Annotated in this window: 22 protein-coding genes and 1 pseudogene; 10 read left to right on the top strand and 13 right to left on the bottom strand. The window is 67.8% G+C overall.

All coding sequences use genetic code 11. The annotated features are described in order from the left end of the window. Positions 1–74: 74 nt before the first annotated feature. Positions 75–380: an FmdB family transcriptional regulator gene (locus tag B7Z66_01335; GenBank protein ID OYV78221.1), complete on the bottom strand. Its 306-nt coding sequence runs from the start codon at positions 378–380 to the stop codon at positions 75–77. Between the two features lie 170 nt (positions 381–550). Between B7Z66_01335 and B7Z66_01340 the strand changes: the two are divergent. Together B7Z66_01340 and B7Z66_01345 are read left to right on the top strand one after the other, a co-directional pair. Next, positions 551–962, top strand: a pseudogene (locus B7Z66_01340) (hypothetical protein). A 59-nt stretch (positions 963–1021) separates the two neighbouring features. Next, positions 1022–1864: a short-chain dehydrogenase gene (locus tag B7Z66_01345; protein OYV78222.1), complete on the top strand. Its 843-nt coding sequence runs from the start codon at positions 1022–1024 to the stop codon at positions 1862–1864. 15 nt (positions 1865–1879) lie between these two features. On the opposite strand, the gene B7Z66_01350 is transcribed toward B7Z66_01345, so the two are convergent. From B7Z66_01350 to B7Z66_01390, 9 genes are all read right to left on the bottom strand, one after another. Beyond that, entirely contained in the window at positions 1880–2623 is a 744-nt protein-coding gene (locus B7Z66_01350) for a hypothetical protein (protein OYV78223.1), read from the bottom strand. Further along, entirely contained in the window at positions 2620–3045 is a 426-nt protein-coding gene (locus B7Z66_01355; GenBank protein ID OYV78224.1) for a hypothetical protein, read from the bottom strand. The genes B7Z66_01350 and B7Z66_01355 overlap by 4 nt, the downstream gene beginning before the upstream one ends. A gap of 74 nt (positions 3046–3119) precedes the next feature. Next, positions 3120–5717, bottom strand: a complete 2598-nt coding sequence (locus tag B7Z66_01360) for an ATP-dependent chaperone ClpB (GenBank protein ID OYV78225.1) — start codon at positions 5715–5717, stop codon at positions 3120–3122. Positions 5718–5815: 98 nt separating this feature from the next. Beyond that, on the bottom strand, positions 5816–6472 hold the full coding sequence (locus B7Z66_01365; protein ID OYV78226.1) for an amino acid transporter: 657 nt from the start codon (positions 6470–6472) through the stop codon (positions 5816–5818). A 21-nt stretch (positions 6473–6493) separates the two neighbouring features. Next, a complete protein-coding gene (locus B7Z66_01370; GenBank protein ID OYV78227.1) occupies positions 6494–7033 on the bottom strand; it encodes a peptide deformylase in 540 nt (179 codons plus the stop codon). 65 nt (positions 7034–7098) lie between these two features. Continuing rightward, positions 7099–7620 (bottom strand): amino acid-binding protein, encoded by a 522-nt coding sequence (locus tag B7Z66_01375; protein OYV78391.1) that lies wholly within the window; start codon positions 7618–7620, stop codon positions 7099–7101. Between the two features lie 26 nt (positions 7621–7646). Next, a complete protein-coding gene (locus tag B7Z66_01380; protein ID OYV78228.1) occupies positions 7647–8423 on the bottom strand; it encodes a ZIP zinc transporter in 777 nt (258 codons plus the stop codon). Between the two features lie 69 nt (positions 8424–8492). After that, a complete protein-coding gene (locus tag B7Z66_01385) occupies positions 8493–9254 on the bottom strand; it encodes a hypothetical protein (protein OYV78229.1) in 762 nt (253 codons plus the stop codon). 17 nt (positions 9255–9271) lie between these two features. Next, positions 9272–10243: a 23S rRNA pseudouridine(1911/1915/1917) synthase gene (locus tag B7Z66_01390; GenBank protein ID OYV78230.1), complete on the bottom strand. Its 972-nt coding sequence runs from the start codon at positions 10241–10243 to the stop codon at positions 9272–9274. A gap of 255 nt (positions 10244–10498) precedes the next feature. On the opposite strand from B7Z66_01390, the gene B7Z66_01395 reads away from it, so the two are divergent. Beyond that, positions 10499–11263 (top strand): outer membrane protein assembly factor BamD, encoded by a 765-nt coding sequence (locus B7Z66_01395; protein OYV78392.1) that lies wholly within the window; start codon positions 10499–10501, stop codon positions 11261–11263. 50 nt (positions 11264–11313) lie between these two features. Then, entirely contained in the window at positions 11314–11835 is a 522-nt protein-coding gene (locus B7Z66_01400; protein ID OYV78231.1) for a nitroreductase, read from the top strand. Here the strand turns inward: B7Z66_01400 and B7Z66_01405 are convergent. The 3 genes from B7Z66_01405 to B7Z66_01415 all read right to left on the bottom strand — a co-directional run bounded on the left by B7Z66_01405 (position 11826) and on the right by B7Z66_01415 (position 15670). Beyond that, positions 11826–13481: an NAD+ synthase gene (locus B7Z66_01405; protein OYV78232.1), complete on the bottom strand. Its 1656-nt coding sequence runs from the start codon at positions 13479–13481 to the stop codon at positions 11826–11828. The genes B7Z66_01400 and B7Z66_01405 overlap by 10 nt on opposite strands. Positions 13482–13536: 55 nt before the next feature. Beyond that, entirely contained in the window at positions 13537–14409 is an 873-nt protein-coding gene (locus tag B7Z66_01410) for a succinate--CoA ligase subunit alpha (protein ID OYV78233.1), read from the bottom strand. Positions 14410–14500: 91 nt separating this feature from the next. Then, a complete protein-coding gene (locus tag B7Z66_01415; protein OYV78234.1) occupies positions 14501–15670 on the bottom strand; it encodes a succinate--CoA ligase subunit beta in 1170 nt (389 codons plus the stop codon). A 108-nt stretch (positions 15671–15778) separates the two neighbouring features. Here B7Z66_01415 and B7Z66_01420 point away from each other — a divergent pair, with 108 nt between their 5' ends. The 6 genes from B7Z66_01420 to B7Z66_01445 all read left to right on the top strand — a co-directional run bounded on the left by B7Z66_01420 (position 15779) and on the right by B7Z66_01445 (position 22917). Then, positions 15779–16015 carry a hypothetical protein gene (locus B7Z66_01420; GenBank protein ID OYV78235.1) on the top strand — a complete coding sequence of 79 codons (237 nt, stop codon included), beginning with the start codon at positions 15779–15781 and terminating at the stop codon, positions 16013–16015. Positions 16016–16108: 93 nt separating this feature from the next. Next, positions 16109–17884: a hypothetical protein gene (locus B7Z66_01425; GenBank protein OYV78236.1), complete on the top strand. Its 1776-nt coding sequence runs from the start codon at positions 16109–16111 to the stop codon at positions 17882–17884. A 1-nt stretch (position 17885) separates the two neighbouring features. Then, positions 17886–19214: a sigma-54-dependent Fis family transcriptional regulator gene (locus B7Z66_01430; GenBank protein ID OYV78237.1), complete on the top strand. Its 1329-nt coding sequence runs from the start codon at positions 17886–17888 to the stop codon at positions 19212–19214. Positions 19215–19824: 610 nt separating this feature from the next. Then, entirely contained in the window at positions 19825–20316 is a 492-nt protein-coding gene (locus B7Z66_01435) for a hypothetical protein (GenBank protein OYV78238.1), read from the top strand. Between the two features lie 157 nt (positions 20317–20473). Continuing rightward, positions 20474–20908: a hypothetical protein gene (locus B7Z66_01440; protein ID OYV78239.1), complete on the top strand. Its 435-nt coding sequence runs from the start codon at positions 20474–20476 to the stop codon at positions 20906–20908. 26 nt (positions 20909–20934) lie between these two features. Further along, entirely contained in the window at positions 20935–22917 is a 1983-nt protein-coding gene (locus tag B7Z66_01445; GenBank protein ID OYV78240.1) for a hypothetical protein, read from the top strand.

Raw genomic sequence — 22917 nt, forward strand, 5'->3', positions numbered from 1 at the left:
GCCCCGGCCCACGCAACTTTACCAGGCCGGCGCGGGACCCCCACGCACGCCGGTGACGATAGACCGGAACAGCGCTACTCGGTACCGGTCGGGGTGGTCGTTTTCTTTTTGGGGTCGCGCTTGGCGTCACCGGCGGGCTCGCTCTTGGCCTTACCCTCCGATTTGGTGCCGTCGGATTCCACCACGTTCTTCTTGTGACCGCTTTTGAAATCGGTCTCGTACCAGCCGCCACCCTTCAGGCGGAATCCGGCGGCGGAGATCAGTTTCTGCAGGGTGGGCTTTCCACAGGCCGGGCAGTCCAAAAGAGGATCGTCGCTCATCTTCTGGATCGCCTCCAGCTCATGCCCGCAACCGGTACATCGATATTCGTAGATCGGCATCGCTACCTTCCTCGGATCGTGTTGCCCGTCTTTCAAGGCAATATGGGCGCATTGTAGCAAAATCAAGGGCCTCCACCGAGAGCGGCAAGATTCGCCAGCCCCGGCCCAGGCGTGTCATCATGGGCCCGCCGGGAGAACCCCGCGGCTCCTGCGACGCCGGAAGCCTGAAGATGCGCCCACCGTTCTCCCCGGCCCACCTACGGCTGTTCCTGTTCGCCCTGGGCTGCCTGCGCGCTTTCGCGCAAATGGCGCTACTCACTATCCCCTCCGACAAGCTGGGGCTGCCCGCGGGATCGGCGTTTCTGCTGCTGTTCACCGCGGCGATCGGCAGCGCCGTCAGCCTGCGCGTGTTGGTGGCACCCATCACCGCCGCCGTGGTGGCGGTGATGGTAGAACCGGCGCACGGCGCGCCTCCGGCCTACATATGCGGTACCCTGTGAGTATTGTGGGATATTGTTGGGCGCCAGCCTGCTGTGCACCTGCCGGAGATCTGCCGCCCAGCCTCCCATGGCTTCCATCGGCGGCGCGGGTACCTTCGGCGGGATCTTTATTAACGGATTGGTAGCGGTGTTGCTGGCCTGAACCGGGGCGCACAGCGGACCGGCAGAGTGGACACGGGGCAACCGGAGGGACCGAAGGCCATGGGCGGCCCGCGCGCAGTGCTGATCACGGGATGTTCCAGCGGCATCGGCCAATGCGCGGCACGCGGTCTCGCGGCGCGCGGTTATCGCGTGTTCGCCACCGCGCGCCAAGCCGCCGACGTGGCGGCGCTCGCCGCCACGGGGCTGGAGGCCCTGGCGCTGGATCTGGACGACCCCGATTCCATCCAGGCCGCCACCGAGGAGGTGTTGCGGCGCACTGCGGGCGCCGTCTACGGGGTATTCCATAACGGCGGCTATCAGCAGCCGGGCGCGGTGGAGGATCTCAGCCGCGCGGCCTTGCGCGCCCAGTTCGAGACCAACGTCTTCGGCGGGCTCGACGTGATCAACCGCCTGCTCCCGGCCATGCGCGCCCGCGGGGAGGGGCGCGTCGTCATCAACAGTTCGGTACTGGGGCTGGTGGCCTTGCCTTACCGGGGCGCCTACAACGCGACCAAGTTCGCACTGGAAGGCCTTGCCGACACCCTGCGTCTGGAACTGGCAGGGAGCGGTGTCCATGTCAGCCTGATCGAGCCGGGCCCGATCCGCAGCCAGCTGCGGGCCCGTGCCCACGCCGCCTTCACCACCCACATCGATATTCGGCGCAGTGCCCACCGCGATGCCTACCGGCGGCTCGAGGCACGGCTCGCCCGCCGGGGGCCTGCCGCCCCGTTTACCCGCCCGCCGGAGGCGGTACTGGCGAAGCTGATCCAAGCCCTGGAACGCCGGCGGCCGAAACCCCGCTATTACGTCACCTTTCCCACCCATTTGTTCGCGGTGCTGCGCCGGCTGCTATCCCACCGCGCCCTGGACCGCGTACTGCTGCGCATCGCGCGCGGAGAATAGCCGTCCGGGGCCCCGCTATACCCGGGCCATCACCAGGGGCACGTACAGCTCCGCGCGGCTCACGCCACCGTGCACCCCTATCTGGTGGAACACCGCTTCCCCGGGGAGGCGGTCCTTGATCACCCGATCGCCCTTCATCAACAACACATAATCCCCCACGCGCTCCAGCAGTCGGGGCGACGGCGTACCGAGGCCGAACCACCCGCCCTCCACCAGGGCCGCGGCGGGGAACAGTTCGCATTGATCACGCAGTTCCTCCGTCACATAGCGCTCGAAGCGCTGAACGCAGGCGGGGCGCACATAGCAGTAGGCCGCGCGCGGCTCGCCGCACAAGGGCAGGGACAGGCACGCGTGCAAATCGGGATGCCGGTCCAGATGAATCACGGACTCCGGGCGGGTATCCACGAAGCCGTGGTCGGCCACCACCAACACCAGGGTATCGGTACCGCCCAACTGGTCCAGCAAGGCCTGGAATCCGCGGTCCAGGGCATGCAGATGCGTCGCCACCGGCGCGCTGCCCACGCCATGGATGTGGGCCAACGTGTCCAGTTCGGGCCAGTACCCGTACGCGAAACGGCGCCCGCCACCGGCCCGTACGATAGCGGCGATGCGGGTGAAGAAATCCTCCAGATCCCGGTAACCGACCCGGCGCGTGCTACCCGTCATGGCCCGACTGTAGGCGGAATTCACCAAGTGCTCCGGAACCACGACATAGGCGTCCGCCCCCAAACTCGGGAACGCGGGCGGGGCGTCGATCAAGGACCTCGGATCCAGTCCGTTTTCATCGAAACCGCGCCCGCCCCCCAGCGGGGTCGGAACGGCAGCAAGGCGCTGACCGTGCCCAACTCCCGCAGGTGGACGAACCAGCCGGTCACGGCGTGTTGCTGGGGCCCGACCGCGGTGAGCACCGTGGTGACCGCCGCCGCGGTGGTGGGTGGAAACACCGAAGTGATGGGGCCCTGCAGGTGACGACAGAGGGCGCCGCCGGCACCGTTTTGGATCAGGTAATCGTGGCCGAGCCCGTCCAGCAGGAGGAGGACTACGTTCGCAGCTGCCTTCACCTCCTGCGGCGGCAGGCCGGCAAGCGGCGGATAGAGATCCGACGGCCGGCCTCCCAGTCCTGTCATCAAGGAGGCCATGAGGTTGACCAGGCCACCCCCTTCATAGTCCGGTCGCAGCACCGCTCGCCTCCCCGCCGAGTGGTATCAAGGGTACCAACGGCCACAAGCCGCGATGTGGGCTCGTCGCGGCCTCGTTACGCGGCGGAGGCCTTGCGGGCGACCTTGCGGAACACCAGCCGGTCGCCCTCCGCGTCCACCCGGATGAGGTCACCCGGCACGAAGTGCGCGGCGAGGATCTCCTGGGCCAACGGATTCTCCAACTGGTGCTGGATGGCGCGCTTCAGGGGCCGTGCGCCGTACACCGGATCGAAACCCGCGGCGCCGAGCTTGTCCAGGGCCGCATCAGTCAGTTCCAGGTCCATGTCCCGATCGCGCAAGCGCCGCTGCAAATAACCCACCTGGATCGCGGCGATGGCGTGGATCTGCTCCCGGCCCAGGGGATGGAACACCACCACCTCGTCCACGCGGTTGATAAACTCCGGGCGGAAGTGGCCACCGACGATCTCCATGACCGCGGACTTCATGCGTTCGTAGTGCTCCTCGCCGGCCATCTCCTGGATGAGCTGCGAGCCCAGGTTCGAGGTCATGACGATCACCGTGTTGCGGAAATCCACGGTACGGCCCTGGCCGTCGGTGAGCCGCCCATCGTCCAACACCTGCAGCAGCACATTAAACACGTCCGGGTGGGCCTTCTCCACCTCGTCGAGCAGGATCACCGAGTAGGGTTTGCGGCGCACCGCTTCCGTGAGATAGCCGCCCTGCTCGTAGCCTACGTAACCCGGTGGCGCGCCGATCATCCGGGCCACGGAGTGCTTTTCCATGAACTCGGACATATCGATGCGCACCATGGCCTCTTCGGTATCGAACAGAAACCCCGCCAGCGCCTTGGTGAGTTCGGTCTTGCCGACCCCCGTGGGACCCAGGAACAGGAACGAGCCGTTCGGACGGTTGGGATCCGCGAGCCCGGCGCGCGCACGGCGGATGGCATCGGAGACCGCGCGCACCGCCTCGTCCTGGCCCACCACACGCACGCGCAGGGCATCTTCCATGCGCAGCAGCTTGTCCCGTTCGCCCTCCAGCATCTTGGAGACCGGGATGCCGGTCCACTTGGACACCACCTCCGCGATCTCCTCATCGGTGACCTTGTTACGCAACAGCCTGAAGTCCTGCTGCTCGACCTGGGTGGCGGCCGCCAGTTGCTTTTCCAGTTCCGGAATACGCCCGTACTGGATCTCCGACATGCGGCCCAGATCACCGGCACGGCGCGCGGTCTCCAATTCGAGCCGCGAGCGCTCCAGCGCCTCTTTGATATGCGCGGCGCCCTGCATGGCGGCCTTCTCCGACTTCCAGATCTCCTCCAGATCGGAGTAGTCCCGCTCCAGGCGGGTGATCTCAGCCTGGAGGTTTTCCAGACGCTTGCGGGACGCCTCGTCGTTCTCCTTCTTGAGGGCCTCGCGTTCGATCTTGAGCTGAATCAGACGCCGCTCGAGCCGGTCCATCTCCTCCGGCTTGGAATCCATTTCCATGCGGATGCGGCTTGCCGCCTCGTCCACCAGATCGATGGCCTTGTCCGGGAGCTGGCGGTCGGTGATGTAACGGTGGGAAAGGGTCGCCGCGGCCACGATCGCGGGATCCGTGATCTCCACGCCGTGATGCACCTCGTAGCGTTCCTTGAGCCCGCGCAGGATGGCGATGGTGTCTTCCACCGTGGGCTCGTTCACCTGGACCTTCTGGAAACGCCGCTCCAGGGCGGCATCCTTCTCGATGTACTTGCGGTACTCGTCCAGGGTGGTGGCGCCGATGCAGTGCAGCTCGCCCCGGGCCAGGGCCGGTTTGAGCATATTGCCCGCGTCCATCGCCCCTTCCGCCTTGCCGGCGCCGACGATGGTGTGCAACTCATCGATGAACAGGATGATCTGGCCCTCCTGCTTGGCCAGATCGGTCAGCACCGCCTTGAGCCGCTCCTCGAACTCGCCGCGGAACTTCGCGCCCGCGATGAGCGCCGCCATGTCCAGCACCAGGATGCGTTTTTCCTTGAGTCCCTCCGGCACCTCCCCGTTGATCACCCGCTGCGCGAGCCCCTCCACGATGGCGGTCTTGCCCACCCCGGGTTCGCCGATCAGCACCGGGTTGTTCTTGGTGCGCCGTTGCAGCACCTGTATGGTGCGGCGGATCTCGTCGTCGCGCCCGATGACCGGGTCGAGCTTGCCCTGCTCAGCGCGCTCGGTCAGGTCGACGGTGTATTTCTCCAGCGCCTGACGCTGATCCTCGGCGTTGGGGTCGTCGACCTTCTGGCCACCGCGCAGCTCGTCGATGGCCCGTTCGATCCCCGCCTTGGAGGCCCCCGCCTTGCGCAGCAGATCTCCCAAGGCGCCCTTGTCCTCCACCGCCGCCAGCACGAACAGTTCGCTCGACAGATACTGGTCCTTGCGCTGCTGGGCGAGCTTGTCGGTGACGTTGAACATGCGTCCCAACTCATTGGAGATCGACACGTCGCCTGCGGTCCCCTCCACCTGAGGCTGGCGATCCAGCGCCTCCCCGAGCTGGGAACGCAAACGGTTCACATTCACGTCCGCCTTGGTCAGCAGGTGGCGCACGCTGCCGCCCTGCTGGTCCAGGAGGGCGGTCATCACGTGTACCGGCTCGATGAACGGGTGGTCGCGACCCACCGCCAAGCTCTGGGCGTCCGCCAGTGCCATCTGAAACTTGCTGGTCAATTTGTCCATCCGCATGGTGTGCTCTCCCGCGCACGAGATGCCGCGTCATCCCTAGTTATTGGGCGTAACGGGCCAATTTCAAGCCCCGCCGACCGGTGCCGCGCGCGTCGCCCTCAGTGCCCGACGCCCGCCAGGCCCGGGAACAACTGCAACAGGCCGGCGGCCAGGATCTCCACGGCGATGGCCGCCAGCAGCAGCCCGGACACCCGGGTAGCGATGTTGATGCCGGCGACCCCCATGCGACGCGCCACCGGATCGGCCAAGCGCAGCACCACGTAGGTAAGCAACGCGGTAAGCAGGATGACCCCGGACAGGAGGCCCAGTTCCAGGGCTCCGTGGGCGCGCTGGGCGTGCAGGATCACGGTGCTGATGGCGCCCGGCCCGGCCAACAGGGGGATCCCCAGGGGCACCACCGCCACCGCCTCTTTCTGAACCCCCTCCTCCAATTCCTCCGGCGTCTGGCGTACGCCGAAGGCACGGGCATGCAGCATGGCGATGGCCATGAGCAGGATCAGCAGCCCGGCACCGACCCGGAACGCCGCCATGCTGATGCTGAAAAAGGCCAGGATCGGCTCGCCGAAGAAGGCGCTGATCAGCAGCACCACCGCCACGCTCTGAGCGACCACCCGTGCGGTACGGGTGCGCTCCGCGGCACTTTGACTGGCGGTGACGGACATGAATACCGGCACCGCCCCCACCGGGTTCAGGATGGCGATCAGGGCCACCAAGCTGCGGGCGGTATAGGTCCAGTCGACCGAAAATCCGTGCATGCTTCCGGTTCCCCCGCGCGGTTACCGGGCGCCCTTGCGCCGAAACAAGTCGTGGCGCCGACTCACCAGGCGGTCCAGGAACAACAGTCCCTCCAGGTGATCCAGCTCGTGCTGCGCGACGCGCGCCTCGAACCCCCGCAGTTGGTATTCCACCGCCACGCCCTGGAGGTCGCGGGCGCTGAGCCGGATCGACTCGGCCCGAATCACGTTGCCGGTAAAATCAGGCACCGACAAACAGCCCTCGCGCCCCACCGCATACCCCTCCCACGCGGTGATCTCCGGGTTCACCAGCACCAGCCGCCCGTGGCCCGCCACCTTGGGCCGGTCGGACACGTCCACGATCACCACGCGCCGGAGGCAACCCACCTGGGGCGCGGCGATCCCCACCGCACCGGGCCCGGCGCGCAGGATCTGCTCGAGGTCGTGGACCAAGTCCCGCAGCGCCGCGTCGAAACGCTCCACCGGGGCGCAGATCTGCTTCAGGCGCGGGTCCGGGTAGGTGATGACCGGCCGGACCGTGCCCGCCGCCTCCCCCGCGGGACCGGTCTCGCGGCCGCTCACCGCCCGGGGCTCCCCGGATCCGCAGACCCCTGGCAAGGTGGGGACAGGGACACCATCCGCGGCCTCTATCCCACCAAGGTGTCGATGGGATCGAGGCTCACCTCCACGCCGCTGTCGGCCACCGGGTCCAGGGCCTGCCGCAGGGCGTCGATCCCGGCACGCGCCACACCTTCGATGTGCAGGACGTACACCGGCCGCGAGGGTGTGCCCGCCACATCCGATTCCAGGTCGGTGATATCCAACCCGGCCCGAGCCAAAACGCCGGTGACCTGGGCCACGATACCGGCACGGTCCGCGCCATGCACGCGGATGCGCACGTCCGGTACCACATGGCGGTGCAATTCGCCTTGGATCGGGTCCACATGGCTGTGCAATCCCAGGCCATCCGCCACCGGCCGCGCCAGGGCCTGCAGGGCGTCGGCGCCGCCGTCGTGCTGCACCATCATGCTGATGGTGAAATTGCCCCCGAGCCGGATCATGGAGGCCTCGCCCAGGTTGCAGCCACCGGCATACAAGGCGCCGGTGATTCCGGCCACGATGCCGGGCCGGTCCTCTCCCACCAGGGTCAACAGATACCAATGACGCATGGTCATCCCGTGCCCCGCCGTTCCGCTCATCCCAGCGAACGGTGGGCCAGATAGATCAACCCGATGCCGGCCCCGATCAACACCAACTGTTGCGCGGTGGCGCGCGCCTCGACCCGCCGGTGCAGCCCGGGGATCAGGTCCGCCACCGCGATGTAGATGAAACTCGACGCCGCCACCGCCAGCACATAGGGCTTCCAACTCTCCAGATCTTGTAGACTGTAGTAGGCCAGCAACGCACCCGCCACCGTGGTCACGCTGGAGAGCAGATTGAAGATCAGGGCCTTCCGGGGCCCAAACCCGCTATGGAGCAGGATGGCGAAGTCCCCCAGCTCCTGGGGAATCTCGTGCGCGGTCACCGCCAGCGCGGTCACCACCCCGAGCTGGAAATCGGACATGAACGCCGCCGCGATCAGGATCCCGTCCAGGAAATTGTGGATACCGTCGCCGAGCAGGATCAGCACCCCGGCGGCGGAATGGCCGGGTCCGTCGTGCGGGGCGTGCGCCTCGCATTGTTCCGCGTGACAATGGCGCCACAGCACCAGCTTCTCCAGCACGAAGAAGGCCAGCAACCCCAGGAGGGTCGCCGCCAGGACGCGGGTCGGTCCGGCACTCGGGCTGTCCAGGGCGTGGGGCAGGATGGCCAGAAATGCAGCGCCCAGCAATGCGCCGGTGGCGAAGCTCACCAGATGGGGCAACAACCACCCCTGATTGCGGTCCGACAGGGCCAGGAACGAGGCCGCGGCAGTAACGCTCAAGACACCGCCCAGCAACGAGAACAACAGGATCCAGATCAGCATGGACATGGCGCCACCGGGTTCGGCTTCTAGGGGCCGGCGGGGGCCGGAGCGGGGATGATACCCGCCGGGCGCGCCTTACGACAGGGCGCCGGACACCGCGGGGCGAATCCAGATCAGGGCCGCCATGCGGCCGGTGACCCGATCGCGGCGGTACGAAAAGAACCGGTTCGCCTCCCGGTAGGTGCAGTCGTCCCCCCCGAACGCCGCCTCCACGCCGCACTGTGTCAAGCGCCGTCGCGCCAGGGCGCTGAGATCCGCATGCCAGTGCCCGGGCCGGCTGGGGCGGAACGCATCGGCACTGGCCGAGTCCGGGGCGAGAAATCCCTGGCGGACCTCATCGCCCACCTCGAAGGCGCTCGGCCCGATGGCGGGTCCCAACCACGCCAGCAGTTCGCGCCCCGGCGTGGCCAGTGCAGCTACCGCGGCCTCCACGACCCCCGCCGCCAGCCCGCGCCAGCCCGCGTGAACCGCCGCCACTCGGGTGCCGGCCCGGTCGCACAGCAACACCGGCAGGCAGTCGGCGGTCAGCACGGCGCAGACCACCCCCGGATCCGCCGTCCAGGCCGCGTCGGCACGCCAGTCGCGCGCGTCCGCCGGCAACCGCAGCACCCGGGTGCCGTGGCACTGTTCCAACCAATCGGGCATGGCGGGCAACGCCAAGGCCGCCATCACCCGCGCCCGGTTCTCCGCCACCGCCCGCGGATCGTCTCCCACCCGATCCCCGAGATTGAGGCTCCGGTAGGGACCCACACTGACCCCGCCCTGGCGCGTGGTCACGGCGGCACCCACGCTGGGGGGTGCGGGCCAATCGGGAACAATGTAGGCGAATTCCTGCATGCGCGCGATCCGGGGCCTTACGGCTCCGGGGCCTCGCGCTGCGCATCCGTGCGGAGCAGCGCGATCAACGCCGCCATGTCCGCCGGCAGCGGCGCCTGCCACTCGACCCGCGCGCCGGTTTCCGGGTGTACCAGCGCCAAGCGGCCGGCATGCAGGGCCTGGCGGCCGAACCCGCGCAGGGCTTCCTGCAGGGCCTCCGAGGCCCGGGGCGGGATACGCAGACGACCACCGTAGACCGGATCGCCCACCAACGGAAACCGGAGCTTGGCCATATGCACCCGGATCTGGTGGGTACGCCCGGTTTCCAGACGGACCCGCGCCCAGGTATGGGTCCGGAAGCGCTCCCGGACCCGGTAGTGGGTCACCGCCCGGCGACCGGTGGGGACCACCGCCATGCGTTTGCGATCCACCGGATGGCGTCCCACCGGGAGGTCCACGGTCCCCCCCGCCGTCATCACGCCATGGGTCAGTGCGTCGTACTCCCGCTCCACCGTGCGCGCCTGGATCTGGTCCACCAGGGACTTGTGGGCGGGCAGGGTGCGGGCCACCACCAGCAACCCGGAGGTGTCCTTATCGAGGCGATGCACCAATCCGCCGCGCGGCAGGGCCGCCAGCTCCGGGGCGTGATGCAGCAGGGCGTTCTGCAGGGTTCCCTCCCGGTTGCCCACCGCCGGATGCACCACCAAGCCCGCCGGTTTGTGAATCACCAGCAGGGCGCCGTCCTCGAATACGATGTCCAAGGGGATCGCCTGGGGCAGACAGATCTCCGTCACCGCGCCCGCCGTGGGCTCCAGAACCACCTGCTCGCCCCCGGCCAAGCGGTCCCGGGGACGCCCGGGCTGCCCATCCACCGTCACACTCCCGGCGCGGATCCACTGCTGGATCCGGCTGCGGGAGTAGCGCGGAAACAACTCCGCCAACGCCTGATCGAGCCGCCGCCCGGACATGGCCTGGGGGATCTCGGCGCTGAGCTGTTCCGCCTCAGTCACGGCGGCGGCCCCCCGGTTCCAGCGCTGGAACCGGTACGCGCCTGCCGTTACGCATGTTGGGACTGATGGACAAGGAAATCCCAGCCGATGGAACCGCGTTGTTGGTACGCCGCGCGCCGGCGTGAACCCCGGGCGCGGCGTGGCCCCCCGGAATACCGCCCGGCGGGGATGGTTGCGGTATACTGTGCCGCAAAATCCCCGTCTGTGCGAGAGCCCTGAATCATCATGCCGCCGAAGTCGCTGCGCCTCATGGCCATGTTTGCCGCCGCCTGTTTGCTGCTCAGCCTGAGCGGCTGTGCGATGTTCGGCAAAACCGCCGACAAGACCAAGAACTGGCCGGTCGCCAAACTCTACGCCGCGGCGATGGACGCATCGAACTCCGGCAACTACGAGACCGCGATCAACTACTTCGGGAAATTGGAGGCGCGGTTCCCGTTCGGCCGCTACGCCCAACAGGCGCAGCTCGAGATCGCCTATGCCTATTACAAGCAGGGCGAATCCGATTCGGCGATCGCGGAGGCCAAGCGGTTCATCAAGATGTATCCGCGCAACCCGGGGGTGGACTACGCCTTCTATCTCATCGGCATAACCGAATACAACCGCGGCCAAGGCTTCATCCAGCGGCTCATGGACGTGGACCGCACCCGGCGGGACCAGGGTGCCGCGCACAAGTCGTTCCAGGCCTTCGGCGAGCTGCTGCGCCGGTTCCCCCACAGCCGCTACGCCGAGGACGCCCGCGAGCGGATGATCTACCTGCGCAATTCCCTCGCCGCACACGAGATCCATGTCGCGCGCTATTACATGAACCGCAGCGCCTACGTCGCGGCGGTGGACCGCGCGAAGTACGTGCTGGACCATTACCAGGAGACCCCGTCCACCCCCGAGGCACTGATCATCATGGTCGAGGGCTATCGGCGCATGGGGCTCGTAGGCCCGGCGAACAACGCCTACCAGGTGCTGAAGGTCAATTTCCCCAAAAACCCGGCGGTGGCGCGACTCGAGACCCAGCCGGCGAAGTAAACGGCGCGCAGGACCGCCATCACGCGGTCAGTTTGCGGGAGGAAGCACCGATGTGGGACTTTTTCGAGACCGTGCGCCACCGCCATTCGATCCGCCGCTACCAGGCGGACATGCTGGTGGAACCGGAGAAACTCCACGCGATACTGGAGACCGCCAGCAGCGCGCCGTCCGCCGGTGATCTGCAGGCCTACCGGATCGTGGTGGTCACCGATCAGGCGCAGCGTGACGCCCTGCGGGCGGCCGCCGCCGACCAGCCGTTCATTTCCGAGGCCCCCGTATGCCTGCTGTTCTGCGCCGACGCGCGACGTTCCGCGGAACAGTTCGGCGAACGGGGTGAGAAACTCTATGCCCTGCAGGACGCCACTATCGCCGCCGCCTACGCGCAACTGGCGGTGGTGGCGGCGGGCATGGCGTCCACCTGGGTAGGGCGTTTCGACGAGCCCCGGGTGATCCAGGCCCTGGGGCTCGACGCGGTGCTGACGCCGGTGGCGTTGCTGAGCCTGGGATACCCGGCGGAGCTCCCGGAACCCACGCGGCGCCGGCGCCTCGACGAGATGGTGGTCTATCCCTGAGGGTCGGATCCCGGCCCCCCGGCATGGCGGTGGCCACAGGTGAGGGGGTAGCGCCGGTCGCGTCCGAAGGCACGCCGTGAAATACGCACCCCCGGGGGCGCCTGCCGACGCTTGTACTCGTTGCGGTCCACCAGTTGCGCCACCCGGTGCACCACTGCCGCGCTGAACCCGGCGGCAATGATCTGATCCACCCCCTGGTCCAGTTCCACGTAGCGCTCGAGGATCGGATCCAGCACTTCATAGGGAGGCAGCAGGTCCGAATCCTTCTGGTCCGGCGCCAATTCCGCCGAGGGTGGACGATCGAACACCCGCTGCGGAATAACCGGTGCGATGCCGTTGCGGTAGCGTGCCAGGCGGTACACCAGGGTCTTGGGTACATCCTTGATCGGCGCGAACCCCCCCGCCATGTCGCCGTACAGCGTGGCATAACCCACGGACATCTCACTCTTGTTGCCGGTGGTCAACAGAATCCGACGGGTCTTGTTGGAGATCGCCATCAGCAGCACACCCCGGCAGCGCGCCTGGATGTTCTCCTCGGTGACGTCCGGCGCGCACCCCGAAAACGCCTCCCGGAGTGACGCCAGGAACGCCTGAAACGGCGGTTCGATGGAGATCACCCGGTGCGCGCTGCCCATGATCTGCGCTTGGGACTGGGCGTCCTCCACGCTCATCGCGGAGGTGTAGCGCGAAGGCATGAGGATGGCCTCCACCCGTTCCGGGCCGATGGCGTCCACCGCGATGGCCAGGCACAGGGCCGAATCGATGCCCCCGGACAGGCCCAGCACCGCGCCGTCAAAACCATTCTTGCGGATATAGTCGCGCACCCCCAGCACCAACGCCTGATAAACGCTGGCCTCGGCACAGAGCAACGGCGCAAGCGCACCGAACGCCGGCTCCGGTCCGGCGCCGCCCGGGTCGATCCCGACCACGGACAGGTCCTCCACGAATGCCGGCGCGCGCAAGCGCACCGCGCCGTCGCCGCCCGTCACGAAGGACTGCCCGTCGAACACCAACTCGTCCTGACCACCCACCTGATTCACGTAGACCAGCGGTAATCCGCATTCCGCGGCGCGCTCGGCCGCCACCCGTTCGCGCTCCGCGGCCTTGTTGAGATGAAAGGGCGAGGCGTTCAGATTGAGGATCAGCCGCGCCCCCGCCGCGGCCGCCTGGCGGACCGGTCCCGGCGCCCAGATGTCCTCGCAGATGGTGATACCCACCGGCACCCCGCGGACGTCTGCCACGCAGGCCTCGGTACCGGCGCTGAAATAGCGTTTCTCGTCGAACACGCTGTAGTTGGGAAGCAGGTGCTTGTGGTAGACGGCCTCGATCGCGCCGTCGCGCAGCAGGGCCGCGGCGTTGTAGAGCGCGTCCGCGTGCGTCCGCGGGTAACCCACCAGCAGGTGGATCCCCCGCACCGCGGCGCGCAGCTGCTCGAGCCCCGCCGTCACGGCGCGTCGGAAGTCGTCGCGTAGTAACAGGTCCTCCGGGGGATAGCCGCTCAGCGCCAGCTCCGGGAACACCACCAGGTCGGCCGCCAGTTCATCGCGGGCACGGATCGCGGCGGCGGCAATCCGCGCCACGTTACCGGGGACGTCGCCCACCAGGAGATTGAGTTGAGCCAGAGCGATGCGCAGTGGGCTACTCACGGGTGATGCGCTCCCAAGTGGATGCTCAACGGGCGGTGGAACCGGGCGCGCCGGCTCAGCCGGTGAAGAAGGCCTTCATGCGCGCGCCGATCTCCGCGGGACTGTGTACCACCGCGGCGCCCGCCGCCTCGAGGGCGGCGAACTTCTGTTGCGCCGTGCCCTTGCCGGCGGTCACGATGGCCCCGGCATGACCCATGCGCCGTCCCGCCGGTGCGGTCATGCCGGCGATATAGGCCACCACCGGCTTGCGCACCCGCTGGCGGATGAACTCGGCGGCCTCCTCCTCGGCGCTGCCCCCGATCTCCCCCACCAGGACGATGCCCTGGGTCTGGCGGTCCTGCTCGAAGAGTTCCAGACACCCCACGAATCCGACGCCATGGACCGGATCGCCGCCGATCCCCACGCAGGTGCTCTGACCGAGGCCGGCGAGGGTGGTCTGGTACACCGCCTCATAGGTCAGCGTGCCGGAGCGCGAGACGATGCCGATGATCCCGGGGCTGTGGATCTCCCCCGGCATGATGCCGATCTTGCATGCACCGGGGGTAATGACCCCCGGACAGTTCGGACCCACGATCCGCACGCCGGAACCGCGCAGCGCGGCCTTCACCTTGATCATGTCGTGTACCGGAATGCCTTCCGTGATACATACCACGAGCCGGATTCCCGCATCCGCGGCCTCCAGGATCGCGTCCGCGGCGAACGGCGCCGGCACATAGATCATGGTTGCGTCCGCGCCGGTTTGCGCTACCGCATCGTGCACGGTATCAAACACCGGCAGGTCCAGGTGCGTCTGCCCGCCCTTGCCCGGGGTCACCCCCCCTACCAGCCGCGTGCCGTAGGCCAGGGCCTGCCGGGAATGGAAGGTACCCTGCTTGCCAGTGAACCCCTGGCAGATTACCCGGGTATCCGCGTCCACCAGGATGCTCATCGCGTCTCTCCGCCCATCGTCCAAGCGCTTCTTAATAGTGGAGGTTGGAAAAGGATGCGCCGCATCCGTGGGCCGCCGGTCAGGCGGTTGTTCAACCGCCCTGGGCCGCCGCGGCCACCGCCTTGCGCGCGGCCTCGGTCAGATCGCCCGCGGTCATCAGGTCCAGCCCGCTGGCACGCAGCAGGGCGCGGCCCGATTCCGCGTTGGTGCCCTCGAGGCGCACCACCACGGGCACCGTCACCCGCACCTCCCGTAGCGCCTGGATGATGCCCTCGGCGATCAGGTCGCAGCGCACGATGCCCCCGAAGATGTTTACCAGGATGGCCTTTACGTTGGCATCCGACAGGATGAGTTTGAAGGCCTCGGACACCCGCTCCGCCGTAGTGCCACCGCCCACGTCGAGAAAGTTGGCGGGCCTGCCCCCCTGCAGCTTGATCAGGTCCATAGTCCCCATGGCAAGGCCGGCACCATTGACCATGCACGCGATGTCGCCATCCAGTGCGATGTAGTTCAACCCGTAGCGGCGTGCAACGCGCTCCTTCTGGTCTTCCTGCGCGGGATCCGCCCACTCCACCAGCCGCGGCTGACGATACAGGGCGTTGTCGTCCAATTGGACCTTCACGTCCAGGGCGAGGGGCAGACCGTCCGCGGTGATCGCCAGGGGATTGACCTCCAACAGGTTCAGGTCCTTCTCCACGAACAGGCGGTAGAGGGCAATCAGGTCACGACCCAGGGCTTGGCCGACCTGTGGATCCAGCCCAAGCGCAAAGGCCACGCGCCGGCATTGAAAGGGTTGCAGGCCGACCACCGGATCCACACTCACCGAAACTACCGCGTCCGGCCGCTGCGCCGCCAGCGCCTCGATCTCCATTCCCCCCATGGCCGAAGCGATCAATACCACCCGCTCCCGGGCGCGGTCCACAAGCAAGCCCAGGTACAGCTCCCGCACCGCGGTCACCGGGCGCTCCACGAGCAGCGTGTCCACCGGCAAACCGCAGGCCGCGGTCTGCGGTGTCACCAGCCGGGTACCCAGCAGCTGCGCGGCGGCGTGTTCCACCGCCTCCAGCGTGGCGGCCCGGCGCACCCCGCCCGCCTTGCCCCGGCCACCCGCGTGGACCTGGGCCTTCACCACCCATTCCTCGCCCCCCAATTCCCGGGCGGCAGCCGCCGCCTCCTGGGGCGTACGCGCTACCCGGCCGTCCGGGACCCGCACACCGGCCTGCGCCAGCAAGACCTTGCCCTGATATTCGTGGAAGTGCATATGGCCCCCGCGCGGAGAAGGGGCGCTATTTTGGATGAAACCGCGGTGTTTCGCAAAAGGACGTGGTACCGGCTTGCGCCAAAACCCCGCAGCGCCGAAACTATTCGGATGCTTCGCGTCCTGCTCTTCGCACTGTTCGCCTACGGGGTCATGACCCTGATCCGCGGCGCCCTCGCCCCGCCGGCGGCCCCGCCGCAGCGCCGCGTAACGCGCGCGGAACGCATGGTGCGTTGCACCCATTGCGGACTCTTTGTCCCGGAGTCCGAGGCGCTACACGACGGCGAGCAGCACTACTGCTCCGAGGGACACCGCGCCGCGCAGCGCGCCCGGCGCTCTGCGCCCTAGCGTAGCGCAGCACGCCCGGGCGCTACGCGCTATCCGCCGGCACCGGCGGGACCCGTCAGGCACCATTCGGCCTGGCGGCGGGTTTCCGGCTCCATGACCCCGCCTCACGAACCGCGGCGGCGCCGCTATAGCGGGCGCGCGCCGGGTACCGGCGCATCCCCGGGCAACGGGACCGGTACCGATCGGGCACCGTCAACAAGATGCGCGGAATCAGGTACCATCCCCGCCATGGTCCGCGCGCTCCCCGACACCGCGAACGCCGCCGGTTCCGCCCGGGGCGGCGACGCCCACACCTGGAAACCGCTGCGTTTCTTCAATATCTATCGCCTGGTCCTGGCCGGCCTGTTCGCCGTGGCCTACTTCGCCAGTCCGACACCCCCCGAGGTGTTCGGGATGTACGCGCCGCGGTTGTTCGAGACCGTGTGTCTGTCCTACCTGGCATTCGCCATCGTCGCCAGCCTGGCCCATCAGTTGCGCTGGCCCGGCTTCGCGTCGCAGGTCTACATCGAGATCGTGGCGGACATCATCGCCATCACCCTGCTCATGCATGCCAGCGGCGGCGTCGAGAGCAGCCTCGGCGTACTGCTGGTAATCTCCATCGCGGCTGGAGCCCTGCTGCTCCCGGGACGCCTGGCAATCCTGTTCGCGGCGCTCGCGGCACTCGCCGTGCTCCTGGAACAAACGCTGGCCGCCTTTCAACACCAGGGGACCGGTGGGTCCTTTACCCAGGCCGGGATCCTCGGCTCCGCCTACTTCGCCACCGCCATCATCGCCTACCTCCTGGCGCGCCGGATCCGGGAAAGCGAGGCCCTGGCGGCCCAGCGTGGCGCCGACCTTGCCAACCTGGAGCGCCTCAACGAAACTATCATCCGGCACCTGGACGCCGGCGTGCTGGTGGTGGATCACGGCAACCGGATCCGTCTGATCAACGAAGCGGCCCACCAGCTGCTGGGAATCCCGGGGAACCGCGCCATCGCCAGCCTGCACGCAGTATCCGCCGAACTCGCCGACCGGTTGCAGCGCTGGCAACACCAGCCCGCCGCGGAACCCGAGACATTCCGACCCGGGGCCCAGCGCAGCGCGCTGCAACCGCGTTTTACCCGGCTCGGCTCCGGTGCGCGCTCCGGTATCCTGGTGTTCCTGCACGACACTGCCCAACTCGCGCAGAAGGCGCAGCAGATGAAGCTCGCATCCCTGGGGCGCCTCACCGCCAGCATTGCCCATGAGATCCGCAACCCGCTCGGCGCCATCAGCCACGCCGCACAACTGCTCAGCGAGTCCGCCGCCCTCGCCAAGGACGAACGGCGCCTCACCGAGATCATCGGGGCGCAGGCGGCACGGGTGAACACCATCGTGGAAAACGTCTTGCAGTTGTCGCGCGGCAAGCCGTCGCAATCGGAACCGATCCGCATCGCGGAGTGGTTGCACGCCTTCGCCGCCGAGTTCGCGGGGACCCACCATCTGGCACCCGCCTGCGTAAAGGTGACGGTCGCGGACCCGGTCCTGGAGGTGCGGCTGGATCCAACGCACCTGCACCAAGTGCTCTGGAACCTGTGCGAGAACGCCCTGCAGTATGGGAACACTGGGCGCACGACGCCGCAGGTGGGCCTGAGCACCGGGGTTGATCCGGCCTCCGGGGCCCCGTACCTGGACGTCACCGATCCGGGTCCCGGCATTCCCCCGGACATCGCCGAGCAGATCTTCGAACCGTTCTACACCCGCTCCACCCATGGCACCGGGCTGGGCCTCTACATCGCCCGGGAGTTGTGCGAACTCAATCAGGCCAGCCTCGACTACCAGGTTACCGGGGAACGGCAGAGCTGCTTCCGGATCGCGTTCCGGACCGACAGGGCATCCGGGGCCAACTGACGTGACCCGCTCCGTGGCCCTCATCGTGGACGACGAACCCGACATCCGGGAACTGTTGGAACTGACGCTCGGCAGGATGGAAATTACTACCCACAGCGCCGCGAACGTCGCGGAGGCCAAGGCGCTGCTGCCCAGACACGCGTTCGACCTGTGCCTGACCGACATGCGCCTGCCCGACGGCGACGGGATCGAGTTGGTACAGTACATTCAGGAGCGCCACCCGGAGGTTCCGGTGGCGATGATCACGGCGTTCGGGAGCATGGACTCGGCGGTGCAGGCCCTCAAGGCCGGGGCCTTCGATTTCGTCTCCAAGCCGGTGGACCTGCAGGTATTGCGCAGTCTGGTGAACAGCGCCCTGAAGCTGCGCCGCACCTATCCGGAGGTGGACCGCCGCTCGCGTCGCACCCTGCTGGGGGACTCGCCGGTCATGCAGGAGATACGCTCCACCATCAACAAGCTCGCGCGCAGTCAGGCCCCAGTCTACATCAGCGGCGAGTCGGGGACCGGCAAGGAGCTGGTGGCGCGCCTGATCCATGAGAAGGGCCCGCGCTCGGACCACCCGTTCGTGGCGGTCAACTGCGGCGCGATTCCCGCCGACCTGATGGAGAGCGAGTTCTTCGGCCACACCAAGGGGAGTTTCACCGGGGCGGTCGCCGACAAGCAGGGCTTGTTCCAGGCCGCCAACGGCGGCACCTTGTTTCTGGACGAAGTGGCGGAACTGCCCCTGCACATGCAGGTGAAGCTGCTGCGGGCGATCCAGGAGAAGGCGGTACGGCCGGTGGGCACGCAGCGCGAGGTGCCCGTGGATGTGCGCATCCTGAGCGCCACCCACAAGGACCTGGGCGTCCTGATCCAGTCCGGTGACTTCCGGCAGGACCTCTACTACCGCATCAACGTCATCGATCTGCACGTCCCCAATCTCCGCGAACGGCCAATGGACATCCCGGAACTCGCGGACACCATCCTGGAACGGCTGGCGGGCACCGGCGCGGGCCGGATCCGGCTCGCGGACGACGCCCTGCAGGCCCTGCAGGGCTACCGGTTTCCCGGCAACGTGCGGGAACTGGAGAATATCCTCGAACGCGCCATGACCCTGTGCGAGGGCCATGTGGTGCGCCGCGCGGACCTGCGGCTACCCGAATCGGCGCCGGTGGATGATCCGCCGGCGTCCCGGGAGGTGCCGCTGGAAAACTACCTGGATTCGGTGGAGCGCGACGCAATCCTCAAGGCCCTGGAGAAGACCCGTTACAACAAGACCGCGGCCGCCAAATTGCTGGGGATCACGTTCCGGGCCCTGCGCTACCGGTTGAAAAAACTGGGACTGGAATAGGCCCGCGCACCGGGGCCCATTCCCGGGGGAAAACCACGGCGTACCACCGGTGACCGGCGCGCTTTCTTGCGCACCGCGCGGGACGGGGAATTCATACTATTATGGTGGGTACCGCAGGCAAGTACGCCTGCCTACGCTCCCGCCGTATCCGCCGGGCCGGACAAAGTGGGGAGCCGGCGGCTCGGCGAACGCGGGAGACGCACGCTGCTTTCCGCGGTGTGCGTCGGCAGTGGAAGCGGCACGGGCACGGAGGCCCCAGCCATGGAAGGATCGTCCGCACGGGCGTACCCACCCGGTGACGCGGGGCGTCAGCTTGTGACGTCAGCGGGCCAGTCCAGGTCTGCTCGTGCGCCCCTGGCCGCGGGATGGGCCCCCGCCCCCCCTGCACTTTCCCTAAGAGATGCCGAAAAACCGGGCACTTGGGGAACATCGGATCCACCGCCCCCGGCCTCCGCTGTCCCTGGCACGGATCCTGCTACCCCAAGGGCAGGCCGATGGCCGCTCGCGTCGTACCCGGCCCCGCCCGCAGGCAACCGGCACGGCGGGCCGCCAGCGCGAAGTCGCAGGACCCCATGACCGGTTAACCAGTCGTCTACCGAGGAGAGTTGCCATGAAACGTACCCAACAGGGCTTCACACTGATCGAGCTGATGATCGTCGTCGCGATCATCGGCATCCTGGCCGCCATCGCCATCCCGGCGTACCAGGACTACACCGTCCGCGCCAAGGTGACGGAGGGCCTGAACCTGGCCGACGCCGCCAAGACCGCGGTGGCCGAGACCTTCCAGTCCGACGGCCATATGCCGACCACCGGCACTAAAATCACCCCCAACAGCTTCGGCCTGCCGCTGTACACTAGCATCACCGGCAAGTACGTGGCGTCGGTCGAAGTGATCACCGGGACCTCAGGGCAAATCAAGATCACCTACGCCGCCAAGACCTTGGGTGGGAATCCCACGGCGAACGGCAAGGTGCTCACATTGACCCCAGTCACGACCAATGCCGGGTCCATCGCATGGGTCTGCGGGTACTCCACACTTGGTACAGTGTCGGGCACCGGCACCAATATGCCCGCGAAGTATCTGCCCGCCAACTGCCGTTGATCCTGGCTTGGCCGACGCGGTCGGTATCCAGCGCCCCCGGGAACGGGGGCGCTTTTTTTTCACCTCTGCGCCCCTGTAAAACTCTCTAAACCCGCACGCGTGTTTGGCGCATTTCTTGCTTCTTCCATGCGGACATCCATGACGACCGGATCCGCCCATGAAACACCCGCACGCCGGATTCACCCTGATCGAGCTCATGATCGTGGTGGCGATCATCGGGATCCTGGCGACGATCGCGATCCCCGCCTACCAGGACTACACGATCCGCGCCAAGGTGGCGGAAGGACTGACCCTGATCGCCCCCGCCAAGACCGCGATCGATGAACAGTTTCTCGCCACCGGATCGCTGCCGGCGGGGGGTAACACCAAATACTATCTGCCCAAGCCCGCCAGCATCCAAGGCAGCTACACCCGGCAGGTGGACGTGAACGGGGGCATCATCAAGATCACCTACCGCACCGTGGGGGGGAGCGCCTCCAACACGGTGCTGGTGCTGACACCCACCACGGCGGCGGGCGGCATCCACTGGGATTGCGGCGGCGCCGGCAGTACACTGCCGGTCATGTACCGGCCTGCCGTCTGCCGCCCGTAACCATCGCCAGGAAGGGACTCCACCCAATGACCGCGCTGCAGGGAAACCGCGCCCGCCTGTTCGTGCTCGCGCTGCTCCTCGCCCTCACCGCGGCGGCCTACTGGCCGGGGCTGGCCGGGGGCTATCTCTACGACGATGGGCCCAATATCGTCGAGAACGTCCGGCTCCACATCCATTCGTTGGCGCCGGAGGCCCTGTTCTCCGCGGCGTTCTCCTCCCACTCCGGTCCCCTGATGCGCCCGGTGAGCATGCTCACCTTCGCCCTCAACTACTACGCATTCGGGCTCGCGCCCTATTCATTCAAGGCCACCAACCTCGTCATCCATCTGTTGAACGGCGTGCTGATCTTCTGGCTCACCACCTTGATCCTGCGCGCCTACCGCGGCATCCGGGACCCGGCCTTCCCCGAGCCCACCGCCCGCTGGCTGAGCCTGGCGGTGACCGGCGCCTGGCTGCTCCACCCCATGAACCTGACCCCGGTCCTGTACGTGGTCCAGCGCATGGCGAGCCTCGCCGCCTTGTTCACCCTCCTGGGGCTCGGCCTCTACGTGCGGGCGCGGATGCGCATGCTGGACGGCACGGGCGGGTTGCGCGCGGCACTGATAGGACCCCTGGCGTGCGGTGTCCTGGCGGTGTTCAGCAAGGAGACCGGCGTGCTGCTCCCGGTCTACATGCTGGTGGTGGAGGCCGCCCTGTTCCGGTTCCGCACCGCCGCCGGTGGCCGCGACCGCGTCCTGACCGGCTTCTACGCCGGCGGCGCGGCCATCACCGTGCTGGGCGCCGGGCTCTGGTGGCTGCTGGACCCGCGGGCCGTGGTGGGCGGCTATGCGGGACGGGGGTTCACCCTCGCCCAGCGCCTGATGACCGAGCCCCGCGTGGTGCTGTGGTACCTGCGGCTCATCGTCGCGCCCACCATCCGCGCCCTGGGGCTCTACCACGACGATATCCGCGTATCCCACGGCCTGCTGCACCCGCTCACCACCCTGCCCGCGATCCTCGGCGTGTTGGGCCTGGTGGCATTCGGACTGGCGGCCCTGCGCAAAGCGCCGCTGGTGGGCCTCGGCATCCTGTGGTTCTTCACCGGGCAGTTGCTGGAATCCACGGTCTTCCCGCTGCTCATCGCCCAGGAGCAGCGCAATTACCTGGCCGACTATGGGATCCTGCTGGCGCTCCTGTTCCTGGCGCTGGGCCCGGGGGCGCGGACCCGGCTGCGGATCGTCCTGCGCGTGGCCACCGCCGGGTTCCTCGCCCTGTTGTTCGTGACCACCCTGACGCGGGCCACCGAATGGAGCAACCCGGTGGATCAGGCCATCTACGGCGTTCTGCACCACCCGCGTTCCGCCCTGAGCGCCTATATGCTGGGACGCGTCTATGCCAACGCCGCCCTGAGCGGACATTTGAAGGACGCCGGCCCAGCGCTCACGATGCTGGAGCGTGCCGCCCGGCTCGGCCCCGACATCACCCCGGAGGTGGCGCTGATCCTGGTCAGCGAGAAGCTGCACCAGGCGCTGCGCCCGGCGTGGATCGACAGCATCGTCCACAAGCTGGACACGACGCCGATCACCCCGTCGGACATCAGCGCGCTCACGCAACTGGTGCTGTGCCTGCAGGCCGACTGCCGGATTCCAGAGCACGATGTCGAGCGCATCTTCCAGGCGGGCCTCGCCAGCCCGAATCTGGTCCGCCTGGTACAGCACCACGCGGACCTGCTCACCATCTATGGCCAATACAAGATCAACGTGCTGCGCGATTTTCCGTCCGGGAAGGTCCTGTTCATGCGCGCCGTGCAGGTGGCGCCGCGCAGTGCCCAGTACCGGATCAATCTGATCAACCTCCTGCTGGCCATGGACGAACCGCAAGCGGCGGCCCGGGAACTGAGCGCGTTGCGGAAGCTCAATCGCTTCGGTGAGCTCACGGAGGCCATCGCCCCGGTCGCGCGCGACGTGGAACAGGCGCAGCACGCCGCCGCACCGCACCCGCCGATTGCCGCGCCGGCCCGGAGCCCATAG

This window comes from Chromatiales bacterium 21-64-14 (assembly GCA_002255365.1).
In the GTDB taxonomy this organism is placed as follows: domain Bacteria; phylum Pseudomonadota; class Gammaproteobacteria; order 21-64-14; family 21-64-14; genus 21-64-14.